This is a genomic window from Bartonella sp. TT29SHDZB (assembly GCF_042193395.1).
Classification (GTDB): Bacteria; Pseudomonadota; Alphaproteobacteria; order Rhizobiales; family Rhizobiaceae; genus Bartonella.
This window is the reverse complement of sequence record NZ_JBHILQ010000001.1, coordinates 171,186-192,284: the sequence shown is the minus strand read 5'-3', so window position 1 is coordinate 192,284 and position 21,099 is coordinate 171,186. Positions and strand designations below refer to the sequence as shown.

The window sequence follows — 21,099 nt, the reverse complement described above, 5'->3', positions numbered from 1 at the left end:
TAAATGTAAAAGCTTATAGTAATTTTGTTATGCAAGAATTTTTTTCTTTTCCTAACATTATTTGGCCCATTTGAATAGTTTTGCGTATTATGGCTATTTCCCAACTTAATCATATCATTAAACATTTACAAAAAAGAGAACTCTTCACCTTTGTATGAGAATATGCTTTATTTTAGGCTAAAGATAAATGTTAAAATAATTTCGCACATCAAAAATCTATCAATTTTTCTTATTTTCTGCTCACTTTGTAGCCTTTATAATACACAAGTAATCTTCCATTGCACATCATTGTGATATAGATCATGAAAATGCAATTCTTATCAATGTCATAACCATTTTCTTAAAACGAATAAGCTTTGTACTCTCATAATTATAGTAAGCATTTTTTAGACATTCTTTTTCTATACTATTGCCTTGTTTTCTGTGGTACGTGCCCCGCCCTTATTATCTATATTGCGCTTGGGATAGCATCTTTCATTATAAGGAGATAATATCATGGGTCGTCTATTTAGTGCTCTTCAGATTCCTCAACAAACAACAAAAGCCCTCGTATCATTGCAAAATGGCTTACCAAAAGCACAATGGATCAACCCGCAAAATTTTCATGTAACCTTATCTTTTTTTGGCGAAGTTGAAAGCTCCCTAGAAGATGAAATTATGCATACCTTTAACACTATAGAACTTCCTTCTTTTACGCTACAGATAAAGGGCTTTGAAGTTTTTAGTTCAGAAAATGCTCCCCATTCTCTTGTGGTTCGCATTGAACCTTGTGAAAAGCTTACTCTTTTACATGAAAAGATGCAATATATCCGGAATAAATTAGAGTTAAAGCCTGATGAAAGACTCTTTATTCCGCATATCACTCTTGCACGAATATTTGATATTAATCTTAAAGATCTTTCTTCTTATCTATCTTCTCGAGATGATTTTTCGCTCCCTCCTTTTGAAGTTGATCATTTTGTTTTATTGTTATCGGCCTCTCCCTTAAATAAGACTCCCTATATTGTAAAAGGAAGTTGGGCGCTTCAAAGATAAAAGGGTGTTTATAACACCCTTTAAAAACCCTTTAAGAAAAGACTTCATATATGTGTAATTGCAGGGAATGCTGCATTTTATGTTGGAGATTTATTATTGAAGTATTTTAAGCCGAATCAGCTTCAACAGAAGCTTCTTTTGCTCCTCCTTTAGCTACACCCACTATAGCTGGACGTAGCACCCTTTCCCCGATAATATAACCTGCCTGAACCACTTGTTGAACAGTATTATCTGGAACATCAGCATTGGGAATTTCAAACATCGCTTGATGAAAGTGAGGATCAAATTTTTGCCCCTCTGGATGAATTTTTTGCACCCCATGACGTTCCAATGCTGCCATCATGGCACGTTCAGTCATTTCAACGCCTTCTGCCAATGATTTCAAACCAGCATCACTCTCCCGTGCACCTTCTGGAATCGCTTCCAAAGCACGATTGAGATTGTCAGAAACCGATAACATATCCCGTGCAAAATTAGCAATGGAATAAGCTCTTGCATCCGCCACATCTCGCGCAGTACGACGTCGAAGATTTTCCATATCTGCAGCAAGACGTAAAAGCTGATCTTTCAGTTCTTTATTTTCATCCTGCAAAGATGCTAAAGGATCACTGATCTCATTGTTTTCTGTTTCAACGGCTTCGTGTTCCTCTGTTTTATGCGTTTTTAAAAATTCATCGGCTGCCTGTTTAAGTGTATTACGATCAGCTGGATTTTTTAAATTACAATTTTCAAATGAAGCGTCAGTAAATTTGTTTTTTTCATCAGACATAAAAATTTTATTCCTTCATAAGATTCGTTATTCTCGATATCGAAATTCTACAGACAAAAATCAAGGGGTAGCGATGTATATAATACAATGAGCTTTTATAGTACAAATACTTACTTGCATCGTTTTAACGCAATAACTGTGACACAAGTTGAGCTGTATAATCAACCATGGGCACAATCCTTGCATAATTAAGCCGTGTAGGACCAATAACACCTAAAGCACCAATGACTCTTTGTTGTGAATCTCGATAAGGTGCTACAACTAAAGAAGAACCAGAAAGAGAAAATAACTTATTTTCTGAACCAATAAAAATTCTAACCCCAGAACCTTCATCCGTTAAATCGAGAAGTTGTGCCATACTTTCACGCGTTTCAAGATCATCAAACAAATGGCGTAATCGTTCTAAATCTTCTTCTGCTTTCACATCTTCAAGTAAATTGCTACGCCCGCGAACAATGAGGTGTATTTTATGATCAGCACCTTCTCCTCCCCAGAGAGCTAATCCCGTTTCAACAAGATGATGCGATAAATCATCAAGCGCAGCCCGTGTTTCTGCGCATAAGCGGGTAATTTCCTCTTTAGCTTCATTCAATGTGCGCCCTTGGATATGGGCATTGAGAAAATTCGTTGCTTCCGTCAATTGTGCATGGGTAACCCCTTCTGGCAAATGAACAATACGATTTTCAACTTCACCTTGTTGAGTCACCAAAACGGCAAGAGCGTGCTCCCTATCAAGGCGCACAAATTCAATATGTTTCAATGTTCCTTCTTGTTTTGTTGCTAAAACAAGCCCTGCCCCACGTGAAAGATCTGAAAGAACTCGACTTGCTTGAACAAGAAAATGTTCAACCGATTGTGCATGACCAGACTCTTTGACTTGCATTTCAATATTTTCTCGCTCTTCGTTTGGCAAATCACCCGCTTCCATAAATGCATCAACAAAAAAGCGTAAACCTGATTGTGTCGGCATTCGACCCGCAGAAACATGTGGTGCATAAATCAAACCGAGATGTTCAAGATCACTCATCACATTGCGAATCGTCGCAGGCGATAATGTCTGTTGTAAAAGCCGCGAAAGATTACGTGACCCTACAGGTTCACCATCATTAAGATAAGCTTCAACAATATGGCGAAAAATATCACGCGAACGTTCATCAAGATATTTTAGTTCATTATCAATAGTTTTGTGCTTCATCACAATTGTTTCACTACTTTTAAAATCCTCATCTCTTATATAAGTTTTGCCAAGGTTTGGTCAAATAGTCTAAAGTAGTATAAAAACATATTATCCTATTGAGCTGTAAAATGCTACCTTTCAAAGTGATGCTTGATAAATTACGCAGGGATATTTTTTGTTAGAGTGTGTGAGAAATATAAGATAAGAGTTGATCTGTAAAGTGGTCTGCTGTAGGGACTTGTCAAGAGAATCTCGATTGATTAAAAACCGCTGTGAATAGACAATTCACCCTTTAGAGCAAGCAGAATGTGTATATGAGCATTTAAGTCGGTTTTTAGCACAAAAATAATTCCCCTTTCATTTTTGGAGAAATCTATATGAGAAGCATAGCAGATACAAAACTTGTCATTGCTACACATAACACCGGAAAATTGCATGAAATCACTACTTTAATTACACCTTTCGGTTTAATAATACAATCGGCAAAAGAACTGGGCTTGCCAGAACCAAAAGAAACGGGAAAAACATTTGAAGAAAATGCTTATATTAAAGCTTTTTCAGCAGCAAAAAAAACAGGACTTCCTGCCCTCTCTGATGATTCAGGCTTAGAAGTAGATGCATTGGAGGGTGCGCCAGGCGTTTATACCGCTGATTGGGCAATTCAAGCCGATGGTACACGTAATTTTCCAAAAGCTATGAAAAAAATAGAAAATGAACTCCAAAAAGTCGGAGCACGAGAAAAAAGCCAACGAAAATGCCGTTTTATATCCGTCATTTGCATTGCATGGCCTGATGCTCATGCAGATTACTTCCGTGGATGCGTTGAAGGAACGTTCATTTGGCCTCCACGGGGAGATAAAGGCTTTGGTTTTGATCCTATTTTTTTACCCGATGGATGTGAAAATACCTTTGGAGAAATGTCAACAGAGCAAAAACACAACTGGAAACGTAATGATATTCCCCCTCTTTCACATCGCGCACGTGCTTTCAAACTTTTGGCAGAAAACCTTTTAGCATTCTCATGAATGAACCTTTTGGCATTTACATTCATTGGCCCTTTTGTGCAGCTAAATGTCCTTATTGTGACTTTAATTCGCATGTTCGCATCCATGGTGTTGATCAACCACGTTTTGTCACCGCCTTTAAGCGCGAAATAGAAACACAATACCACAAAATAGGCCCACGCCATATTACAAGTATTTTTATTGGTGGAGGAACCCCCTCTCTTATGGAGCCACAAACTGTCGATGCCCTATTGCAAGCACTTGCAAAAAAATGGGTAGTCGATGATAAAGTTGAAATTACATTAGAAGCCAATCCATCCAGTGTGGAAGCAGAACGCTTTCGTGGATACCGTGCGGCAGGTGTTAATCGCTTATCTCTAGGAATACAAGCGCTCAATGATAAAGCATTGCGCAAACTTGGCCGACTCCATAATGTGGAACAAGCTCTTTGCGCCATTACTTTAGCGCGACAAATTTTTCCACGTTTATCCTTTGATCTCATTTATGCCCGCCCCGAACAAACTCTTGAACAATGGAAATCTGAAATTTCCCAAGCAATTGATTTGGCAGCAGACCATCTTTCTCTTTATCAATTGACGATCGAAGAAGGAACCGCCTTTAAACGCCTTCATGATGCAGGAAGACTTATCCTCCCCCCATCAGAGCTAGCCGCAGATCTATATCATCTTACCCAGGAAATAACAGCACTGCGTGGACTTCCTGCCTATGAAATCTCAAACCATGCAATGCCCGGTGCTGAATCAGCACATAATCTTCTTTATTGGCGTTATCACCAATATGCAGGCTTTGGTCCAGGAGCACATGGACGTTTCATTGAGAACGCACCAAATCATTCCTCTGCCTGTTCAAAAACATCATTATCACACCTTAAAAACCGTGAACGTTATGTCACAATAAATGAAAAGCATCCCGAACAGTGGCTTAATTTGGTAGAAACAACAGGACATGGCTGTATTGAAACAGAACAATTAACCCCTGAGCAACAGGCAAATGAAATGCTCCTTATGGGGTTACGCCTATGCGAAGGCTTAGAACTTATACGCTATGAAACCTTAAGTCCCAAACGCATCCCTATGGAAAAACTGATCGAGTTACAACACCAAGAATTGATAGAAATGGTCGATAACCAACGCTTAAAAGCAACAGCCAAAGGACGTATTGTTCTTGATCACATCATCAGCCAACTCGCAAACTAAATTTTCCATAACAACATATTGATTTTATGCCATAATTATCATTTTTTATAGCAAAAGCGAGACTGAAATATCGTAAGATTCCCTTATTTTAAATCTGTTTATAGGCAATTAATTACAATCATTTGCTTACACCTTAAAAATAGAGAAGCATGTGGATAAAAACTATAAAAAAGGAGTAAAAAGGCCTCTTATGAACACCCTTAAGTGCTAAAAGCTATTGCAATATTTTGAGCTAGAAAGTGTATGGTGCTCTAACTTTATTTTTCATAAACATAAAGATGGGGAGGCATTATAGATTTTATATTACAACATTCATAAGCACCGTAGTAGCACAAATGTGACAAACCTTGAGAAAATTTCTCTAAAACAAGTACGTGAATGCATAATACGATAATGTATTGTTTTTTATGAAATCGTGGCACCATTTAAAGAACCAGAGAAATAAGCATGAAACCATGCATCAATTTCTGATTATTTAAAAAGATATTACTCTAGATAATTTTGAAAACCGTAAAGCTGAATAAAAAAGAAAGTAAAAAAGCACGCTGATTTTCACCTTTATACCTTTATATTTTCCCTCAATCAGGTTGTGGTTGTATGTCTGTTTCAGAGATTACAAAAATAGATATACACAATGCTTTTATCCTATTCTGTTATATAAAAGCTGTTATCGCAAAAAATACTGAACCAATATTTATTTGAGATACGCGGCTGTATGATCGGTATTGGTTTATAGGCCACAGTAAAATCATGAGTTTTATTAAACAAATAATGCACTCAAATGGCAAATATACCAGATATGAATCGAGATTGCTTTGTTAGCGAGCGAAACGTCATTAATCCCATATGATCTTACTTGTATGCGTACATGCTTATGAGTGTCTATACGCGTCCTTTAAGGTTGTTTTATTAAAAAATTGAGAATAATACTAGGACAGTCTTTGATTAAAGAAATCAACGTGCTGCTACAAAAAACTCTGTGTATCTTTATCATAGCCAAGATTAAAGCTGATTAAATAAGCTCACCTTCTATCTCGTAATGATTTTGCAACGGAAGTTCTTGGGGACAAAAAAAGCAAGGTAAATATATGAAATAAAACAAACTTAAAGCGCTTTTCCTATAGTCTTTATTCTAAGAGAATCTAATTGAAATAAGAGGTACCTTTTGTGAGAGCGCAGAAACCATATTAAAACATGAGCTGTGAATGAGTGCATTTATGTTGTACGAACTTTTTACAATAGTAGCATGTTTTTGTGCGTCTTTATAGCTTCAACCTGTCACCACACAATGATGATATAATATTCATTGTTTTCCATATATGATTGCGTGTGACTTCCTTTCTACACTTTAAAGAACGAATATTTTCAATCCAATATGGTCTAAACAATTCTGCTTCTTCAAGCAGGTCTCTTTTGCCTTTTCAATTATGTAATTCACTTAACTAAAGACTCTACAGGCAAGAATCCCAACTTAAGAATATTCATCACTTACTCTAAGACTACTTAATATATTAAGTTTTACGAGTCTCGTATCACCACACCTTAAATGGCAATATCTTATAGCACAACAAGATAAAGGTATTTTTGAACCAGCAACCTTTTCTTTATGCAAAAAATTCAATAATAAAACGCTCATAAATAGTAGTAAGAGTTTCCACTGCATCAAGGGCAACACACTCATCTACCATATGCATCGTTTGCCCTGGTAAGCCAAATTCGACCACTGGGCAATAATCCTTAATAAATCGCGCATCTGAAGTACCACCAGAAGTGGAACATTCTGGTACACTCCCTGTTACACTTTTAATAGCATTAGATAAAATTTGAATGAGTTTATCATTTTTAGTCAAAAAAACATCTCCTAAACTTGGAATCCATTCAAGCTGATAAGAGGGATATTGATCGCTCTTGTTTTTTGATTGCACCAAAGCAAGACGCTTTTCAATTTCCTTCATCAGTGTTTCTTTTGTCCAAAGATCATTGTAACGTATATTAAAACGAACTGTTGTCTGCGCTGGAATAATATTGACTGCCAAATTACCAGTATCGATGGTTGTGAGCTCTAAATTACTGGGTTGAAAATTCTCTGTCCCTTTATCTAAAGCAGTTTGTGTCAATGCTTGAATAAGCTTACTTGCCAAAGGTAAGGGATTGGCAGCCCGCTCTGGAAAAGCAACATGACCTTGGCGACCCTTCACGGTAATGACACCAGAAATCGATCCGCGGCGACCAATTTTGATAATATCACCAACAGTCTTTACGCTTGTTGGTTCTCCCACAAGAGCCGCAGTCCATTTTTCGCCTTTTTTTTCTGCCCATTTGAGAAGTTTTACCGTACCATTAACAGCAGGCCCCTCTTCATCACCAGTAATTAAAAGGCTTACCCTTCCTTTAATGGGTCGTTTCTCAAGAACTCGCGCTAGAGCCGCAATAAAACAAGCGATTCCACCCTTCATATCAACAGCACCCCGCCCATATAATTTTCCCTGATCTATGACAGCTTCAAAAGGTGGATAAGTCCAATCTTCCAATGCGCCTGGCGGTACAACATCCGTATGACCCGCAAACATAAGATGGGGTCCTTCATTTCCCATTTTTGCATAAAGATTTTCAACATTATCTGTATTTTTATCCGTAAAAATAGGGCGCTCGACGTGAAATCCCATTTTGTTCAAAAATTGTTCCAAAGTTGATAAAGCCCCTGCTTCATGAGGTGTAACAGAAGGACAACGAATAAGTGCCTGTAATAGCTGAAGTGGATCTGTAAGAACAGACATAAAAAAACCTTCCCATTTTTTATAAGTCATCGGAACTTAGGGTTATTACGCTGAATTACAAAAAAGATAAAGCAAAACATTGAAGACACTCAGCAAACCAAGCAGGGGAAAACAATCGTGCTGAGAGCTTCAATGGCTTCCTCATTATGCATTGAGCAAGCACACACTCAACAAAACACTCAACAAAAAGTTCCGTTAAATATTGCCTTCATTTGAAAGTTTTTTACGCCTCTAAATTATATGAATCAAAATTAATGGCATGCAGTCTAGGAGCATTTTCTTTCAACCAAGCACGATATGTTTTACTATCAGGACATAGCTCTTCACAAAGAGCCCAAAATCTTGGTCCGTGATTCATTTCAACAAGATGAGCAACTTCATGGGCAACAACATACTCAACAACTTCTTTTGGTGCCATAATAAGGCGCCAAGAAAAAGAAAGACGCTTATCGATTGAACAAGAGCCCCAACGACTTCTCGTATCTTTATAACAAATGGATTTGACTTTACGCTCTACCTGATGAGCATAATGTGCCACCAAAGGCGTTATAATAAGTGCTGCTTGTTTTTTCAAAACGTCAGCAATGCGTCTTGGGAGGTATTCTAATTGACCATAAACAATAATTTCAGGCCCTTGCTCCGCATCTGCTGTAACAATTTCTGTTACCCCACGTCCCTCTCTATGCTTGATGGTATGAGAAACACCCAATAAGGGAATTGTCGCCCCCACTTTGAGATAAGCATTTTTATGAGAGATTTGTACATGAGCAAGACGTGCCTCAATCCAAGACCGATGTTTTTCAATAAAATTTTCAACCGCATAGAGATTTATTGCTGGTGGTGTTGTTACACAAATCTCCTGACTTCTGGCATCAATACGTAAGGTAAGACGGCGCGCATACTTATTTTCCCGCACCCGTACAGGTACAGAGCGATCAGAAAAAATAAAATGCTGTTTAGAAATGCTCATATATTTTTATCTTCATCAATAAATGTACCCCTTATTTTGCATTAATCTGATTAATCAAAGATCTCAATACTGTTTCAAGGCAATCTAAATCTTGTGGACGAGAAAAGCGATGATCTGCATCACGAACAAGTGTCAATGTTACATCATGGAGAGGTAAATGATCAAGTAAAGTCAATGTATGCTGATAGGGAATATCTTCATCTTCCATCCCTTGTAGAATATGGACTGGACACCCAACATCAATGCATCCTTTCATAACACAATTTTCGCGCCCATCTTCAATTAATGTTTTTGTAAAGGGCATTGGCTCTGTATCATCAACTGCAGGTCGTTCAATATAGCCTTTTTCCTCCAAAATCTTCCATTCTTCTGGTCCTAATTTTGGTTCCACCAATGTTTGTGTAAAATCAGGCGCTGGAGCAATCAATATCATGCCAGCAAGCTTCTTATTTTTCTGTGCTAGCATCATAGCAAGCCTTAGCGCAATCCACCCCCCCATAGAGGAACCAATCAAAATTTGTGGACCCTCACAATAGGTTTCAAAAGTCGCTAAACTTTCCTTAACCCAACGCGAAATTGTTCCTTGAAAAAAATCACCTTCAGATTCTCCATGTCCAGAATAATCAAAACGTAAACAAGACAAATCATTCTTCTGAGCAAACTGATCAACCAACGTTGCCTTACTTCCTAACATATCGGATTGATAGCCAGTAAGCCAAACCAAACCTGGAGATTGGCGCCCCTTGCGATAGCGTACTGCAAGTGCGGTGTTCTCAAACGAAAAAAACTGACAAGGAATATTTTGATCCATGATTCTTTATCCTCCATAAAACAATTTCTGTAAATTAAGAGAAAAACTTTTATAATCTAAATCATTCCAAAAAGTAATAAATCAAATAATGAAAATAACACGAATTATAGTTGTTTTTAGGTGCATAATTGTATATTAAATTAACTGTAGTTGAATCAAAATTTAAGGAGCATAAACCATTCGTAAACCGTTTAAAATGACACCTACCCAAAAAGACGGACCACGTTCAAATCAGGATATTCGGGTACCTCATGTTCAGCTTATCAATGATGAGGGACAACATCAGGGGGTTGTTGCGATACAAGAAGCTCTTGCTATGGCTGCAGATGCGGGACTTGATTTGGTTGAAATTGTACCAAATGCGGAGCCACCTGTATGTAAAATCATCGATTTGGGAAAATTAAAATATCAAACCCAAAAAAAAGCTGCTGAAACACGTAAGAAGCAAAAAGTCATCGAAATCAAAGAGATTAAGATGCGCCCAAATGTTGATGTCCATGATTATGGAGTCAAACTCAAGGCTGTTCATCGCTTTATTGATCATGGTGATAAAGTAAAGATTACTTTGCGTTTTCGTGGTCGTGAGATGGCTCACCAAGATCTTGGATTAAAGCTTCTTCAACGTGTGAAAGAAGATACAAGTGAAATTGCCAAAATCGAATTGGAGCCAAAGCTTGAAGGCCGGCAAATGATGATGGTGATAGCACCTAAATAGTTTTGCATTGGAATAATATTCGCATGCAATTCATCAAATGAGCGTATAGCTAAATTTAGAAGCACCACATGGAATTTGTTGTGGTGCTTTTAGGGGTTTTATAAGCGTGTATAAATCCTTTTAATAGTGCTTTCTCGATTTATAAGGAGAATTCGTTATTTTATATATTAAATGAGAGAACCCAAACATCTTAAGATCTTCTCGTTTCAAGCTCTTTCTATATGAATCCAACAAAATAATTCTGTTTGCACATCACAAACAGAGATAATGCATACATAAAATTATTAAAAAAAGCAGAAATGCCTTTTGTGAACCATTTCAAGTGCCAAAGGCTATTACAATATGGAAATTAGTAAATAATAATGATGGGACTCGCCCGTACTTTTTATTTAACTAAAGATAGTGATAAACAACACCTTTTCGTTCTACCTTTCACAGAGATTTTGCACTGTATTTCTTTACGCTCGCCGTCGTGAAATTGATGGATGAACCTTGAAAGAAAAGGCTATTTTTGTACAAAAGATTAATGGATTTTTTTAATTAAGAGTGCATCAATCTTGCATAAAACAACAAGAAAATATAGAAGCACTTTATGGACAAAAAACAAATTTCCTCTTTTGATAAACATCTTATTATCCGTCTTTTGCGAGAAAATTTTCATAAACATGCGCGTTGGTACAGTGCGGCTATTTTCTCAATGATCATCATTTCTGGTGCAACTGCAACGAGTGCATGGATGATGCGTGATGTTGTTAATCAGATTATTGATGCGCAAAATTTTCCTATGATCGTTTTAATTTCTAGCATCATTGCTTTTATCTTTATTCTCAAAGGAGTTGCAACTTTTTCCCAAACTTATTTTCTAAACAAAGCCGGAAATAGTATCATTGCTGAACAACAACGCAAAATTTTTGCCCGACTTATGGAACAAGGAGTCTCTTTTTATCATAATAACACTTCATCTGATCTTCTTGTTCGCGTAACCCACAATGCTACAGCTGTACGTAATATCATTGATACTATTATCACAACTTTTGTACGTGATTTGCTTTCCGTTAGTGGTTTGTTGCTTGTCATGTTTATTCAAAACTTTATATTAGTTTCCATTACTTTAATCATAGGACCACTAGCTTTTTTAGGCGTTCGAATGGCTTTAAAACGTGTTCGCCGCCTTATGGAAAAAGAGCTCCTTTCACTTGGTGAAATTATAAAAATCGTACAGGAAACTGCTGTTGGCATTCGAGTCATTAAGGCTTTTTCACTAGAAGAAGTCATGAAGAAAAGAATGGATAAAGCTATTTGTGATGTTGAAAAACAAACAAATAATATTGCAACACTCGAAGCTATTACAAATCCGATTATGGAAACACTCACAGGTGTTGCCATTGCTGGTATTATCTGTTTTTCCGGTTACCTTGCAACCCAACGCGCAGGTGTTCAAGGTGAATTTATGTCTTTTATTGTTGCTTTACTTTTAGCTTATGAGCCCGCAAAAAGACTAGCAAATGTACGTGTAAAAATTGAATCTGGATTGGTCAATATCCGCACGATGTTTGAAATACTCGACCATCCTCTTACAGTTATAGAACATAAAGAAGCTAAAGATCTGAATAAAACGCAAGGAGCTATTCGCTTCGAACACGTTTCTTTTGCATACACTGAGAACAAAATGGTATTGAAAGACATCAACCTAGAAATAGAAGCTGGAAAAATGACAGCATTGGTGGGACCATCAGGTTCGGGAAAGTCTACCTTTATTAACCTTATTATGCGACTCTATGATCCCACAAAAGGACGCATATTAATTAATGATCAAGACATCCGCTACACAACATTTCGCTCTCTGAGAAACCTGATGGCCTATGTAGGACAGGATACTTTTCTCTTTCAAGGAACTGTTAAATATAATATCGGGCTTGGAAAAGAAGGGGCTAGTGATGACGAAATTATCGAAGCAGCAAAAGCAGCAAATGCTCATGACTTTATTATGCGTTTGCCAAATGGTTATGATACACAGATAGGTGATAATGGCTGTAATCTTTCAGGGGGGCAAAAACAACGACTCGCTATCGCTAGAGCAATGATTCACGATAGTGAAATTCTGATTCTTGATGAAGCAACAAGTGCGCTCGATTCACACACCGAAGCACAAATTAATGAAGCCATTCACCACCTTACTAAAGGACGCACAACGATCATTATTGCTCATCGCCTTTCAACGATTGCTCGTGCTCATAAAATTGTGGTCATACAAAATGGACAACTGATTGAACAAGGTACTCAAAAAGAATTGCTCGCAAAAGAACATGGGTTTTATAAAAAACTTCATAATATCCAGTTCAAAAAACATACCCCCTAATTTCTAGATCCTTAAATAAGATTTGAAATAAAAAATGGATAGAAGGTAACACCCCATTTGTGGAACAGAAATGTTACCAAGGAAAAGTGTTACTTCAATCAAGGATTGGCAAAAAATTTACGGCTTATTAAGATATAAACTTTTTGAATTTAGATGAAAACTTCACCCGCTTATTTTATGAATGCCATTGATTTTAATAATGAAACTTGAGAACAAAAACCTTTATCCTTTACTTACACAAATTATAAAATATTCGTAAATATTGTGAATCCTAAAAGAAGGATAGCATCAAGTTTAAAAAAAATTGCTGTGGATTATGATAATGAATCTGGATCGATATCACTTTTTTCTGTATTGATAATTTTTTCTCCACACATCTTAAAGGACAAAGTTTCTTATCCCATCTGATCTGTAAACAGCCCAAATTCTTATCGAATTTGTTCTACCTGATAACGACTTATGTGATTTACTTATACAAGGCTCAACGAACAAACCCTATTCTAAATATTCACCTCGCGCTTTCAATGGCAATATATTGATTTATAAAAATAATTCATTTTTGCATGTTGAATGAGAGTCTAGAATAACGTAAGATCCTCTTATTCCCAACCTGTTTATATTGAATCAATCAAAACCACTTGCTTGCACATAACAAGCAGGATGAATGTATGGATAAAAACTGTACAAGAAAGGACTAAAAATGCCTCTAATGTATCATCTTAATGCAGAGGCTATAGCAACTACCAACGAGTTGGAAAATATAACGATGTGCCACCATAAGCGTAAAGATGGAGGGAGCAAATGGAGTTAGCGTTATACCATTCACGAGCGACAGCGTGAAATGAGCTTGGAAGCAATGAGAAATATTTCTTTAAAATAAGCGCGTGAATTTGCAACACAATGGTGTTCTGCTTTGAGGGCTTTCGTCATAAGAAAAGTGATCTCATTCAAGAATACAATAAACAAAAATGTGAAATAATAGGTCATTTTCATTATTATAAAAATATTGCTTCAACTGCTTTTGAAAATAAAATCTATACCCTATGAATTCTACATTATACTCTTCAGACAACAGCATGAAATGGAATTGAGAATGAGGTATTTCTCTAAAATAAATATATAGCAGCAAAATAACATACTATCTTTCGTGAAGATTTTGTCCCTTTAGAGAATCGCATAAACAAAAAATCGAATATTTCAGATAGTTCTCTTCACGCCTCAACAAAAAGCTTCTTCTTTTACAGGATTTCTAGTCTATGCCTCCTTCCTCAGATTTAGAAATGAGAGACAAAAAACGAAGAAATTGTTTTTTTAAAATTCAATCTTTAATAATCTCTTTCATAAAAGAGACCTATACTAGAATTTTGTTCATTTCCTATGGCACCTTTAGCTTTGAGATGACGCGAAATATCTAAATTAATTGTCCCTTTCGTCATTCCATCAGACCCTGCTTCAAAGCCCAAATAAATATTATTGTGTATGTAGCGTCCAATACGTAAGCCTGTATTCCCCTTCTCATTAACGATAACATCAAGATCATCAAGTCCAATTTTAGTTCGTAAAGTATTCAACAAAGATGTACTAGAACTACCTGCAAGATCAGCCGCTGCTGCTGCAAGTTGAGCAATCTGAAATGGTGATAATTCATTAAGAGAGCGTTTAAAAATCAAACGCGCCAAAATCTCATCCTGAGGCAAATTTGGTTGTGATGAAAAATTAATATCAAGATTATCAACCGTCCCACTTACAGTTACAGTGACGCGAATATCACCACTGTTATTGTTGGTTACAAAATAAACCGTAGGATTAAGATTACCACTAAAACTCGCTTGTCCTTGATCAAAATTAAGACGTTGCGACAGGATATCAAAACGTCCACGAATCATTCTAAATTCACCAACTGGATGCACATCATTCAATGGACCTGCTAGATTAATGCGTCCTCCCAGTTCTGCATCTAAGCCTTTTCCGCGTACAAAAAATTGATTGCGTGCTGTAATACGCATATTTGATAGCACGACAGATGAAGATTCTTGTGTAACTATACGGCTTTTGCTTTTGTTCGTATTCTTAACATCAGCACGTTCAAGTGTTGTTTGAATCGATTTAGTTAAATTCTTATTTCTAACATCAAGAAATTTTGCACTTTTAAAATGATCAGGAACAAAAACTTCAGCTTTTTCAACGATGATATCACCACCAAGAACAAGACTATTTAAAAAATGGCCTGTCATTGTCATCTCACCTGATAATGTTGCCAGAATCATAGAACCATCATTATAATTGGCATTATCAAGATGAAATAGCAAATCTGTCTCTAGACCATTAGAGATACGACCTGAAGCAGAAATTCCTCCCCCCTCAAACGAAGAAGCTGAAGCTTTTTCTATAAGGATATGATCACCTTTCAATTTGCCTTCAATTGTTATATTATTTAATCCTACATTTGTTTGTGAATCAAAAAAGCTACCGTCGCCTATAGAAATATTTCCTATCAATTGTGGCTTTGATAATGACCCATTAAGAGCTGTATCAATTCTTGCTGTACCCGTTATATGTGCACCACGCTTAGCTAATAAGAGATTAACAAAATCAAGAGGCATTATCCCTTTAACGTTTAATTTTGCCTCTGAACCATTAAGAGATACAGGCCCATGGATGGAAAGATCTAATCCTTTATCTCCAGTAGCTATCATATTTTCAATATGAAATGTCGATTTTTTATAAGAACCACGAGCATTTATATTGATTGACATCGGTCCTTTATGCGTCATAGCGGTTAAACTTTGACTAGAAAGCTCAAAATGAGCAGATGGATCCTTCATTGTTCCGCCAATATCAACTTTACCTATCACTGTCCCATCAAGCGCTTGTCCTGCAATAAAACCATTCGCCAAACGTGCAGATAAATTTTGCAAATTAATATGAAGATCAAGCGCATTTTTCTCTAGAGATACACGCCCCTGAGCTTGTGCTTGTACTCCTTCTCCTGTTAAATTTGCATTCAAAGTAAGATTTTGATCTACAGTGTTTCCCGTAGCAGAAAGAGAAAAAGGCATAATTTTTTTATCTTGAAAAGCAACGGTTGTCAGTCCCTCACCTTTTATATCGTAAGTTATATCAGGTTTTTTTAAATGACCACGAATCATAACCTGCCCTGTTACACTCCCTGCTGCACCAAGATCGGATTTCCACAAATTGACTAAAGTAGCAGGAAGGGCATTCATTGTAAGTTGTAAATTCAGGGTATCTTGAATATTTCCTGCTAAGATGATGTTGCCCCCATTTATTGCAATTCCTAATTCATTGATTGTCATTCCATCTTTATCAAAAGAGATTATAGATGGCTTCGGCAATGTTGCATGAAAAGTATGTTGTTTTAAGTCCACAGCTTCAATTTGCACTTCTCGTTTTATACTTTCTGGAAGTTCCTCAACCATTAAACGACCAGAAAGCCGTGCATTGAGAGTATCATGCAACATCGCCTGGACAGTAAAAACCGTTTGTCCATTATTCCTATCAGCGTGAGCATTTAAACGATTGACCATTACTAAAGGTGTTTGAATATGTTCTGCATTGATAACTCCTTCAAACTGAGTCATGCCAAAAGGATCGAATATGTCAGCATCTATTGCCAATTTTTTTATTTTATTCTTGGAAAAATTCAAATGGTTAACATGCGCCTTCACATTGGTTTTTTGTCTGCCATTTTGTTCATCAAAAATAAAATCTCCTTTTACTTTTCCACTACCATCCTGCAAAAATAACGCTGAAAGTACGGAAATATCATCGGCATCAATATGCAGCGCTCCTTTCAAAAAACCGCCAAGTTGTTGAGAAAGATCACCCGTTATTTTTGCACTTCCCCCCCTAATATCGATATTTTCAAGTTTTCGAATTTTATGAGAATCTTCAAAAGAGGCCGATAAATGCAAAGGTTTCTTAGCAAAAATCCCTTCACCCTTTACCACCCCCGTTAAAGAAGTAACTGATGCCGTATTATCTACAAATGCATCTATGTTAAATGTTGTGTTTTGAAGTTTCTTCCCCATGAAAAACGCTTCAGCCACATTAGCACGTGTATTGAGTCTTATATGGCGATTGCGCCCTCTCGCCGTACTTTGAATTGTAAGTGCACCACTTATCTTCGGATCTAATTTGGACAAATCAGATATTTGAGCAGATAATTCCATTTTAGCGCTTTCATCTGAAAAATAACCATTAGCCTTTATGTTTGTATATTGATTTTTCAAATTCCAATGACGTAAAGTGAAGCCCTTTGTATTTCGAGCAGCTCCACCTGAAAGAGTAGTATTTCCTTTGAATAAACGATCAAAAAACTGCATGCCTATTTTCATATCGTCAGCCATTCCTGATAATTGGAGATCAAAAATGCCACTCAATAAACTGATCGTTCCTTTGGCTTTAATATCTGCACTACCAGAAAGTGATTGTTTACTGAACACTTCCAAAGGAGTTAATGTTTGAGCTTTTAAACCGAGATCGCCTTTAAAAACAAAATTCTCCATTGTCCCTTTTAACCAAGAAGAAAAACCCTGAGCCGTAACACTCAGATCATGAATCAAAATTGGTTTGTTCGAAACAATATCCGTATCTAAATGCACATGAACCGCTTGGCTTAAATTTTCTACTAACGCTCCCTTAATCTTTTTAACCCCTTGAAGCGTCCCTTTAACCTGAACACCAACATGACGAGAAGCTGCATTATCAAGATTTTCGCTTACTCCTCCCATATCAAAAATTGCATCACGAATATAAATATTTTTATTGCTTAAATGACCTACAACCAACCGCCCATTCCAAGATTGTTGCCCTTCGCGACCATAGTCAATGTTCAAAGCAAGAGTATTCGCAGGTTTTGGCACTTCTGATATAGGTAAATGAATAGACTCCTTTTCGTTATCAAGAGCCATTTTGCCATCAACAAAAAGCCGTCGCAAGAATCCATCGGCGGCTATTTCAGCATTGGCTATAACATTCATTGCTTTGTTCTGAATAACCATCTGATCAAGGTGTGTCACACCTTCTTTTGTTCTTCTTGCCTTTGCTTTTAATGTTATATCAGATTCGAAGAGACTACGATATTGAACAGGTATTAAAGGGCTCAGTGTTCCCTCTAATTTCGTAGAAAAACTCTGTCCTTCTGGAACGCTTGCAAGAATAACATTACCATCTAAAATAGAATGATGATCGGATTCTAAAGAAAGTTTGATAACCAAATCATCAAAAGTACCATCACCTTTCACGACGAGACTTAATGCTGGACGTTGTTCAATGTTAAAAATATTCGCCAAAATACCATTTTGTGGTTCGTTAGCAGAAATATCAATTTTAGCTGTACGATTACTATCAGATATCTTGGTGAGAACAGAAAAAGAACCCAGTGTATCTAAACGATGCGCCGCTATATCGATATCAAAATTACCACTAGCCAAAGTGAATTTGCCTTTTAAGGACATATCAGCAGAAAAACCAAAAAGATTCTGTTCAAATGTCACATGTTGAGCTGTAAGTGTATTGATAGAAAGAGCAAGTGGCAATTTTGGTAAAGAGAACTTACCCGTCTCAAGGGAAGAAACAAAAGAAGAATTGCCTTGCGGTTTGCGTAAAAATGTAACCTGTTCTGCCGAAAGCTGGTTAATATCCATCCGCCCTCTCAGCAACGCTAGACGATTCCAATCCATTTTAGCATTGGTAATTTTAAGCCAAACCCCTTTTTTATCACTGACAGTAATAGTATCAATTGATGTTTGAGAAGACAGTATCCCTTGCATATTGTGTAAACGAACTTGACGATTAGGCGCTGAAAGCTTTCGTTCAATTAAAGAAACAAACCATGAGCGATCATCTGTTTTCATTTCGCTAGAGGGAAGAATGTCTCCTCTTTGCGCAAAAACAAAACCACCCACCCCAAAAAACAAAAATACAAAGAAGAAAGCTGATAAACGTACACCTTTTTTCATTAAAATGCTTGCCCTATACCCACATAAAAACCAATGCGAGGGTCACCCTTCTCTCTCTTTAAAGGAAAGGCTAAATCAACGCGTAAAGGACCAAGACCCGTCATATAACGACCTCCTATACCGGCTCCCCATTTAATTTTTTGAGAAAAATCAAAATTCGCCTTTTCCCCTACTAAACCTCCATCAAGAAAACCGACAAACCCTATTTTATCATTTAAAGAAACACGCAATTCTGCTGCCCCCTCAATAAGCGACCGTCCACCAACAACCGCATCATCTTCTGTTTTGATACCAATATTACGGTAAGCATAACCACGAACAGAGCCCCCACCACCAGCAAAAAAAAGCGTACTTGCGGGAACTTGTGCTGTATCATTCCCAAGAATTGTACCAAGCTTCGCCCGTGCAGCAACAACAAAACGACCCCCTTCATCCAACGCCCAATAAGAACGACCTTCTGCTGTTACTTTTGCAACAAAGTTGCTAAAACGCATCTCATAAAAAGGCTCAATGAAAACTTCACCATATAAACCTTTTGTTGCATTAAACTTACTATTACGACTATCGTAAATCAAACCGCTAGGGAAACCTATTGTTGTAAAATTACGGCTCCCAAAATAGATATCACGTGAATAACCATTTGAAACTTCTACAGCAGCCTGTCCCGATAGATTACCATTGAAAATATGCGTAATACCTAATTTTCCTTTGATGGCTTTTGTCGTATAATTTTCTAAAACATCTTGTTGTATTTTTAATTCTGACCTGAGATCTGTATCTGGCGTGAGTACACCGGGCTTTACAAATGTGCCACCGAAAAGATAATCAAAATTTTTAAAATTATATGATTGCTTTTTATTGCTACCAACACCACTTATTTTTGTTTCAATTTTAAGAGTCTCTGCATGACCAAAAAGATTGTTATGCATCCAATAAGTCTCAAAACCAGCACCGTCTAAAGTTGAATAGCTACCGCCTACACCAAAACGACGCGGTTTACGTTCTTGTACAACAAGCGTAAGCGGTAAACGTCCATCTAGATTAATAGTATCAGCCTCACGTATATTGATAGCACGAAAAACACCAAGGCGCGCAAGACGTTCATTTGCCTTAGCTAATGCATCGGAATCGTATATCTGTCCTGGTTTTAATCCGGTCATCCACGCGATATAAGCTGAATCTACACGTGGTTTCTTACTTATATTACGCACGCTTAAAGGACCATAATAAGCCTTTTGTCCAGGACTAACAACAATCCGTCCTTCAACACGCAACGCAGCATGGTCAGCCACGACTTCACTCTTCATAATTTCAGCTTTAGCATAACCTTGTTGACGCCATCCTTCTATCGCCCATTTTTCTGCTTTCAAAATGGTTTCAGATTTAGCAATAGCCCCAACTTTATAGCCCAATTCTTCAATTGTGGGCATTTTATGCGCTTTACGTTTTTCAAACGGAGCTACTTTATCAATATTGGCAATACTAAAAACATATTGTGGACCAGCATTAATTGTAATAACAATATTGGATTGTGCTGGAAGTTGAGTTACCGGACTTAAATCAGCGACTTCTAAGCCATTAATTTTAATACTAATAACACCACCATAGCGTCCATCAGCATAAAGAGCTGAAAGAATTGCTCGATAATCTGAACGCGCCTTCGCTAGCAAACCAGAAGAACTGGCAGATGCTTTCTCTTTATCAGCAACAAGAGAAGAAACAGATTTAACTATTTTTATACCTTCTAATGGTGCACCTGGCGGTGCAACAACATCAACTTTATAAAATTTCTCTGTACTTTTGGCATAATGTGAAGAAGAATTTGTTTTCTTTTGACCAAAAAGAGGGATGCCGAAAAAATCAAATGCAGCAAGTGGCTGTGGAAAAGTAAAAGTAAAACACAAACCTATAAATACACAGCGCACAGTCCCTGATTTTAACAAAATTCTTGTCTGGTATACCATAAAATCAGATACCTTATAATACACTTTGCATCTACTACGCTTTAAATAATATAAAAATAAGAAAGGTAAATATAATTACTTTGCACATTTTACACGTTTTATCACATCAAATAACACTCTGCGATACATAACGTTATCCTCCCCTTATATTTTCATAAAATTCTGTACTGTTGTATAACACGAACAGCCTCATTCTTTTTTTCTTAACATATTTATTTAGCTTATTATAAATGTTTTATTGCGTTCCATATCATCATGGTTAAATTTGTACAAATGACTTTCTATGGGAATGCTAAAAAACTGCCCACGTATATAGT

12 protein-coding genes are annotated in these 21,099 nt (G+C 36.9%); 5 read left to right on the top strand and 7 right to left on the bottom strand.

Features of this window, described 5'->3' with window-relative positions; translation table 11 throughout:
- Window positions 1–495: 495 nt before the first annotated feature.
- Window positions 496–1,035 (top strand): RNA 2',3'-cyclic phosphodiesterase, encoded by a 540-nt coding sequence (thpR, locus tag ACFIJJ_RS00740; protein WP_375622012.1) that lies wholly within the window; start codon window positions 496–498, stop codon window positions 1,033–1,035.
- A 106-nt stretch (window positions 1,036–1,141) separates the two neighbouring features.
- Here the strand turns inward: thpR and grpE are convergent, their stop codons facing one another.
- Together grpE and hrcA are read right to left on the bottom strand one after the other, a co-directional pair.
- Window positions 1,142–1,804, bottom strand: coding sequence for a nucleotide exchange factor GrpE (grpE, locus tag ACFIJJ_RS00735; RefSeq protein WP_375622013.1), 663 nt, complete (start codon window positions 1,802–1,804; stop codon window positions 1,142–1,144).
- A 124-nt stretch (window positions 1,805–1,928) separates the two neighbouring features.
- The gene (gene hrcA / locus ACFIJJ_RS00730; RefSeq protein WP_375622014.1) at window positions 1,929–2,999 is read right to left on the bottom strand and encodes a heat-inducible transcriptional repressor HrcA; all 1,071 of its coding nucleotides are present in this window, start codon (window positions 2,997–2,999) and stop codon (window positions 1,929–1,931) included.
- Between the two features lie 359 nt (window positions 3,000–3,358).
- On the opposite strand from hrcA, the gene rdgB reads away from it, so the two are divergent.
- Window positions 3,359–4,006 carry an RdgB/HAM1 family non-canonical purine NTP pyrophosphatase gene (gene rdgB / locus ACFIJJ_RS00725; protein WP_375622015.1) on the top strand — a complete coding sequence of 216 codons (648 nt, stop codon included), beginning with the start codon at window positions 3,359–3,361 and terminating at the stop codon, window positions 4,004–4,006.
- Complete coding sequence (gene hemW, locus ACFIJJ_RS00720; RefSeq protein ID WP_375645660.1) at window positions 4,003–5,202, top strand: radical SAM family heme chaperone HemW; 1,200 nt, start codon at window positions 4,003–4,005, stop codon at window positions 5,200–5,202. Before rdgB ends, hemW begins: the two co-directional genes overlap by 4 nt.
- Before the next feature lie 1,604 nt (window positions 5,203–6,806).
- On the opposite strand, the gene dapE is transcribed toward hemW, so the two are convergent.
- The 3 genes from dapE to ACFIJJ_RS00705 form a co-directional block, all read right to left on the bottom strand.
- Window positions 6,807–7,979, bottom strand: coding sequence for a succinyl-diaminopimelate desuccinylase (gene dapE, locus ACFIJJ_RS00715; RefSeq protein WP_375645658.1), 1,173 nt, complete (start codon window positions 7,977–7,979; stop codon window positions 6,807–6,809).
- 223 nt (window positions 7,980–8,202) lie between these two features.
- Window positions 8,203–8,949 carry a M48 family metallopeptidase gene (locus ACFIJJ_RS00710; RefSeq protein ID WP_375645657.1) on the bottom strand — a complete coding sequence of 249 codons (747 nt, stop codon included), beginning with the start codon at window positions 8,947–8,949 and terminating at the stop codon, window positions 8,203–8,205.
- Between the two features lie 31 nt (window positions 8,950–8,980).
- Entirely contained in the window at window positions 8,981–9,760 is a 780-nt protein-coding gene (locus tag ACFIJJ_RS00705) for an alpha/beta hydrolase (RefSeq protein WP_375622019.1), read from the bottom strand.
- 196 nt (window positions 9,761–9,956) lie between these two features.
- Here ACFIJJ_RS00705 and infC point away from each other — a divergent pair, with 196 nt between their 5' ends.
- A complete protein-coding gene (infC, locus tag ACFIJJ_RS00700; protein ID WP_026500140.1) occupies window positions 9,957–10,475 on the top strand; it encodes a translation initiation factor IF-3 in 519 nt (172 codons plus the stop codon).
- Between the two features lie 592 nt (window positions 10,476–11,067).
- A complete protein-coding gene (locus ACFIJJ_RS00695) occupies window positions 11,068–12,834 on the top strand; it encodes an ABC transporter ATP-binding protein (protein ID WP_375645656.1) in 1,767 nt (588 codons plus the stop codon).
- 1,325 nt (window positions 12,835–14,159) lie between these two features.
- On the opposite strand, the gene ACFIJJ_RS00690 is transcribed toward ACFIJJ_RS00695, so the two are convergent.
- Window positions 14,160–18,818, bottom strand: coding sequence for a translocation/assembly module TamB domain-containing protein (locus ACFIJJ_RS00690; protein WP_375645654.1), 4,659 nt, complete (start codon window positions 18,816–18,818; stop codon window positions 14,160–14,162).
- Window positions 18,818–20,782, bottom strand: a complete 1,965-nt coding sequence (locus ACFIJJ_RS00685; protein ID WP_375622022.1) for an autotransporter assembly complex family protein — start codon at window positions 20,780–20,782, stop codon at window positions 18,818–18,820. Before ACFIJJ_RS00685 ends, ACFIJJ_RS00690 begins: the two co-directional genes overlap by 1 nt.
- Between the last annotated feature and the right edge of the window lie 317 nt (window positions 20,783–21,099).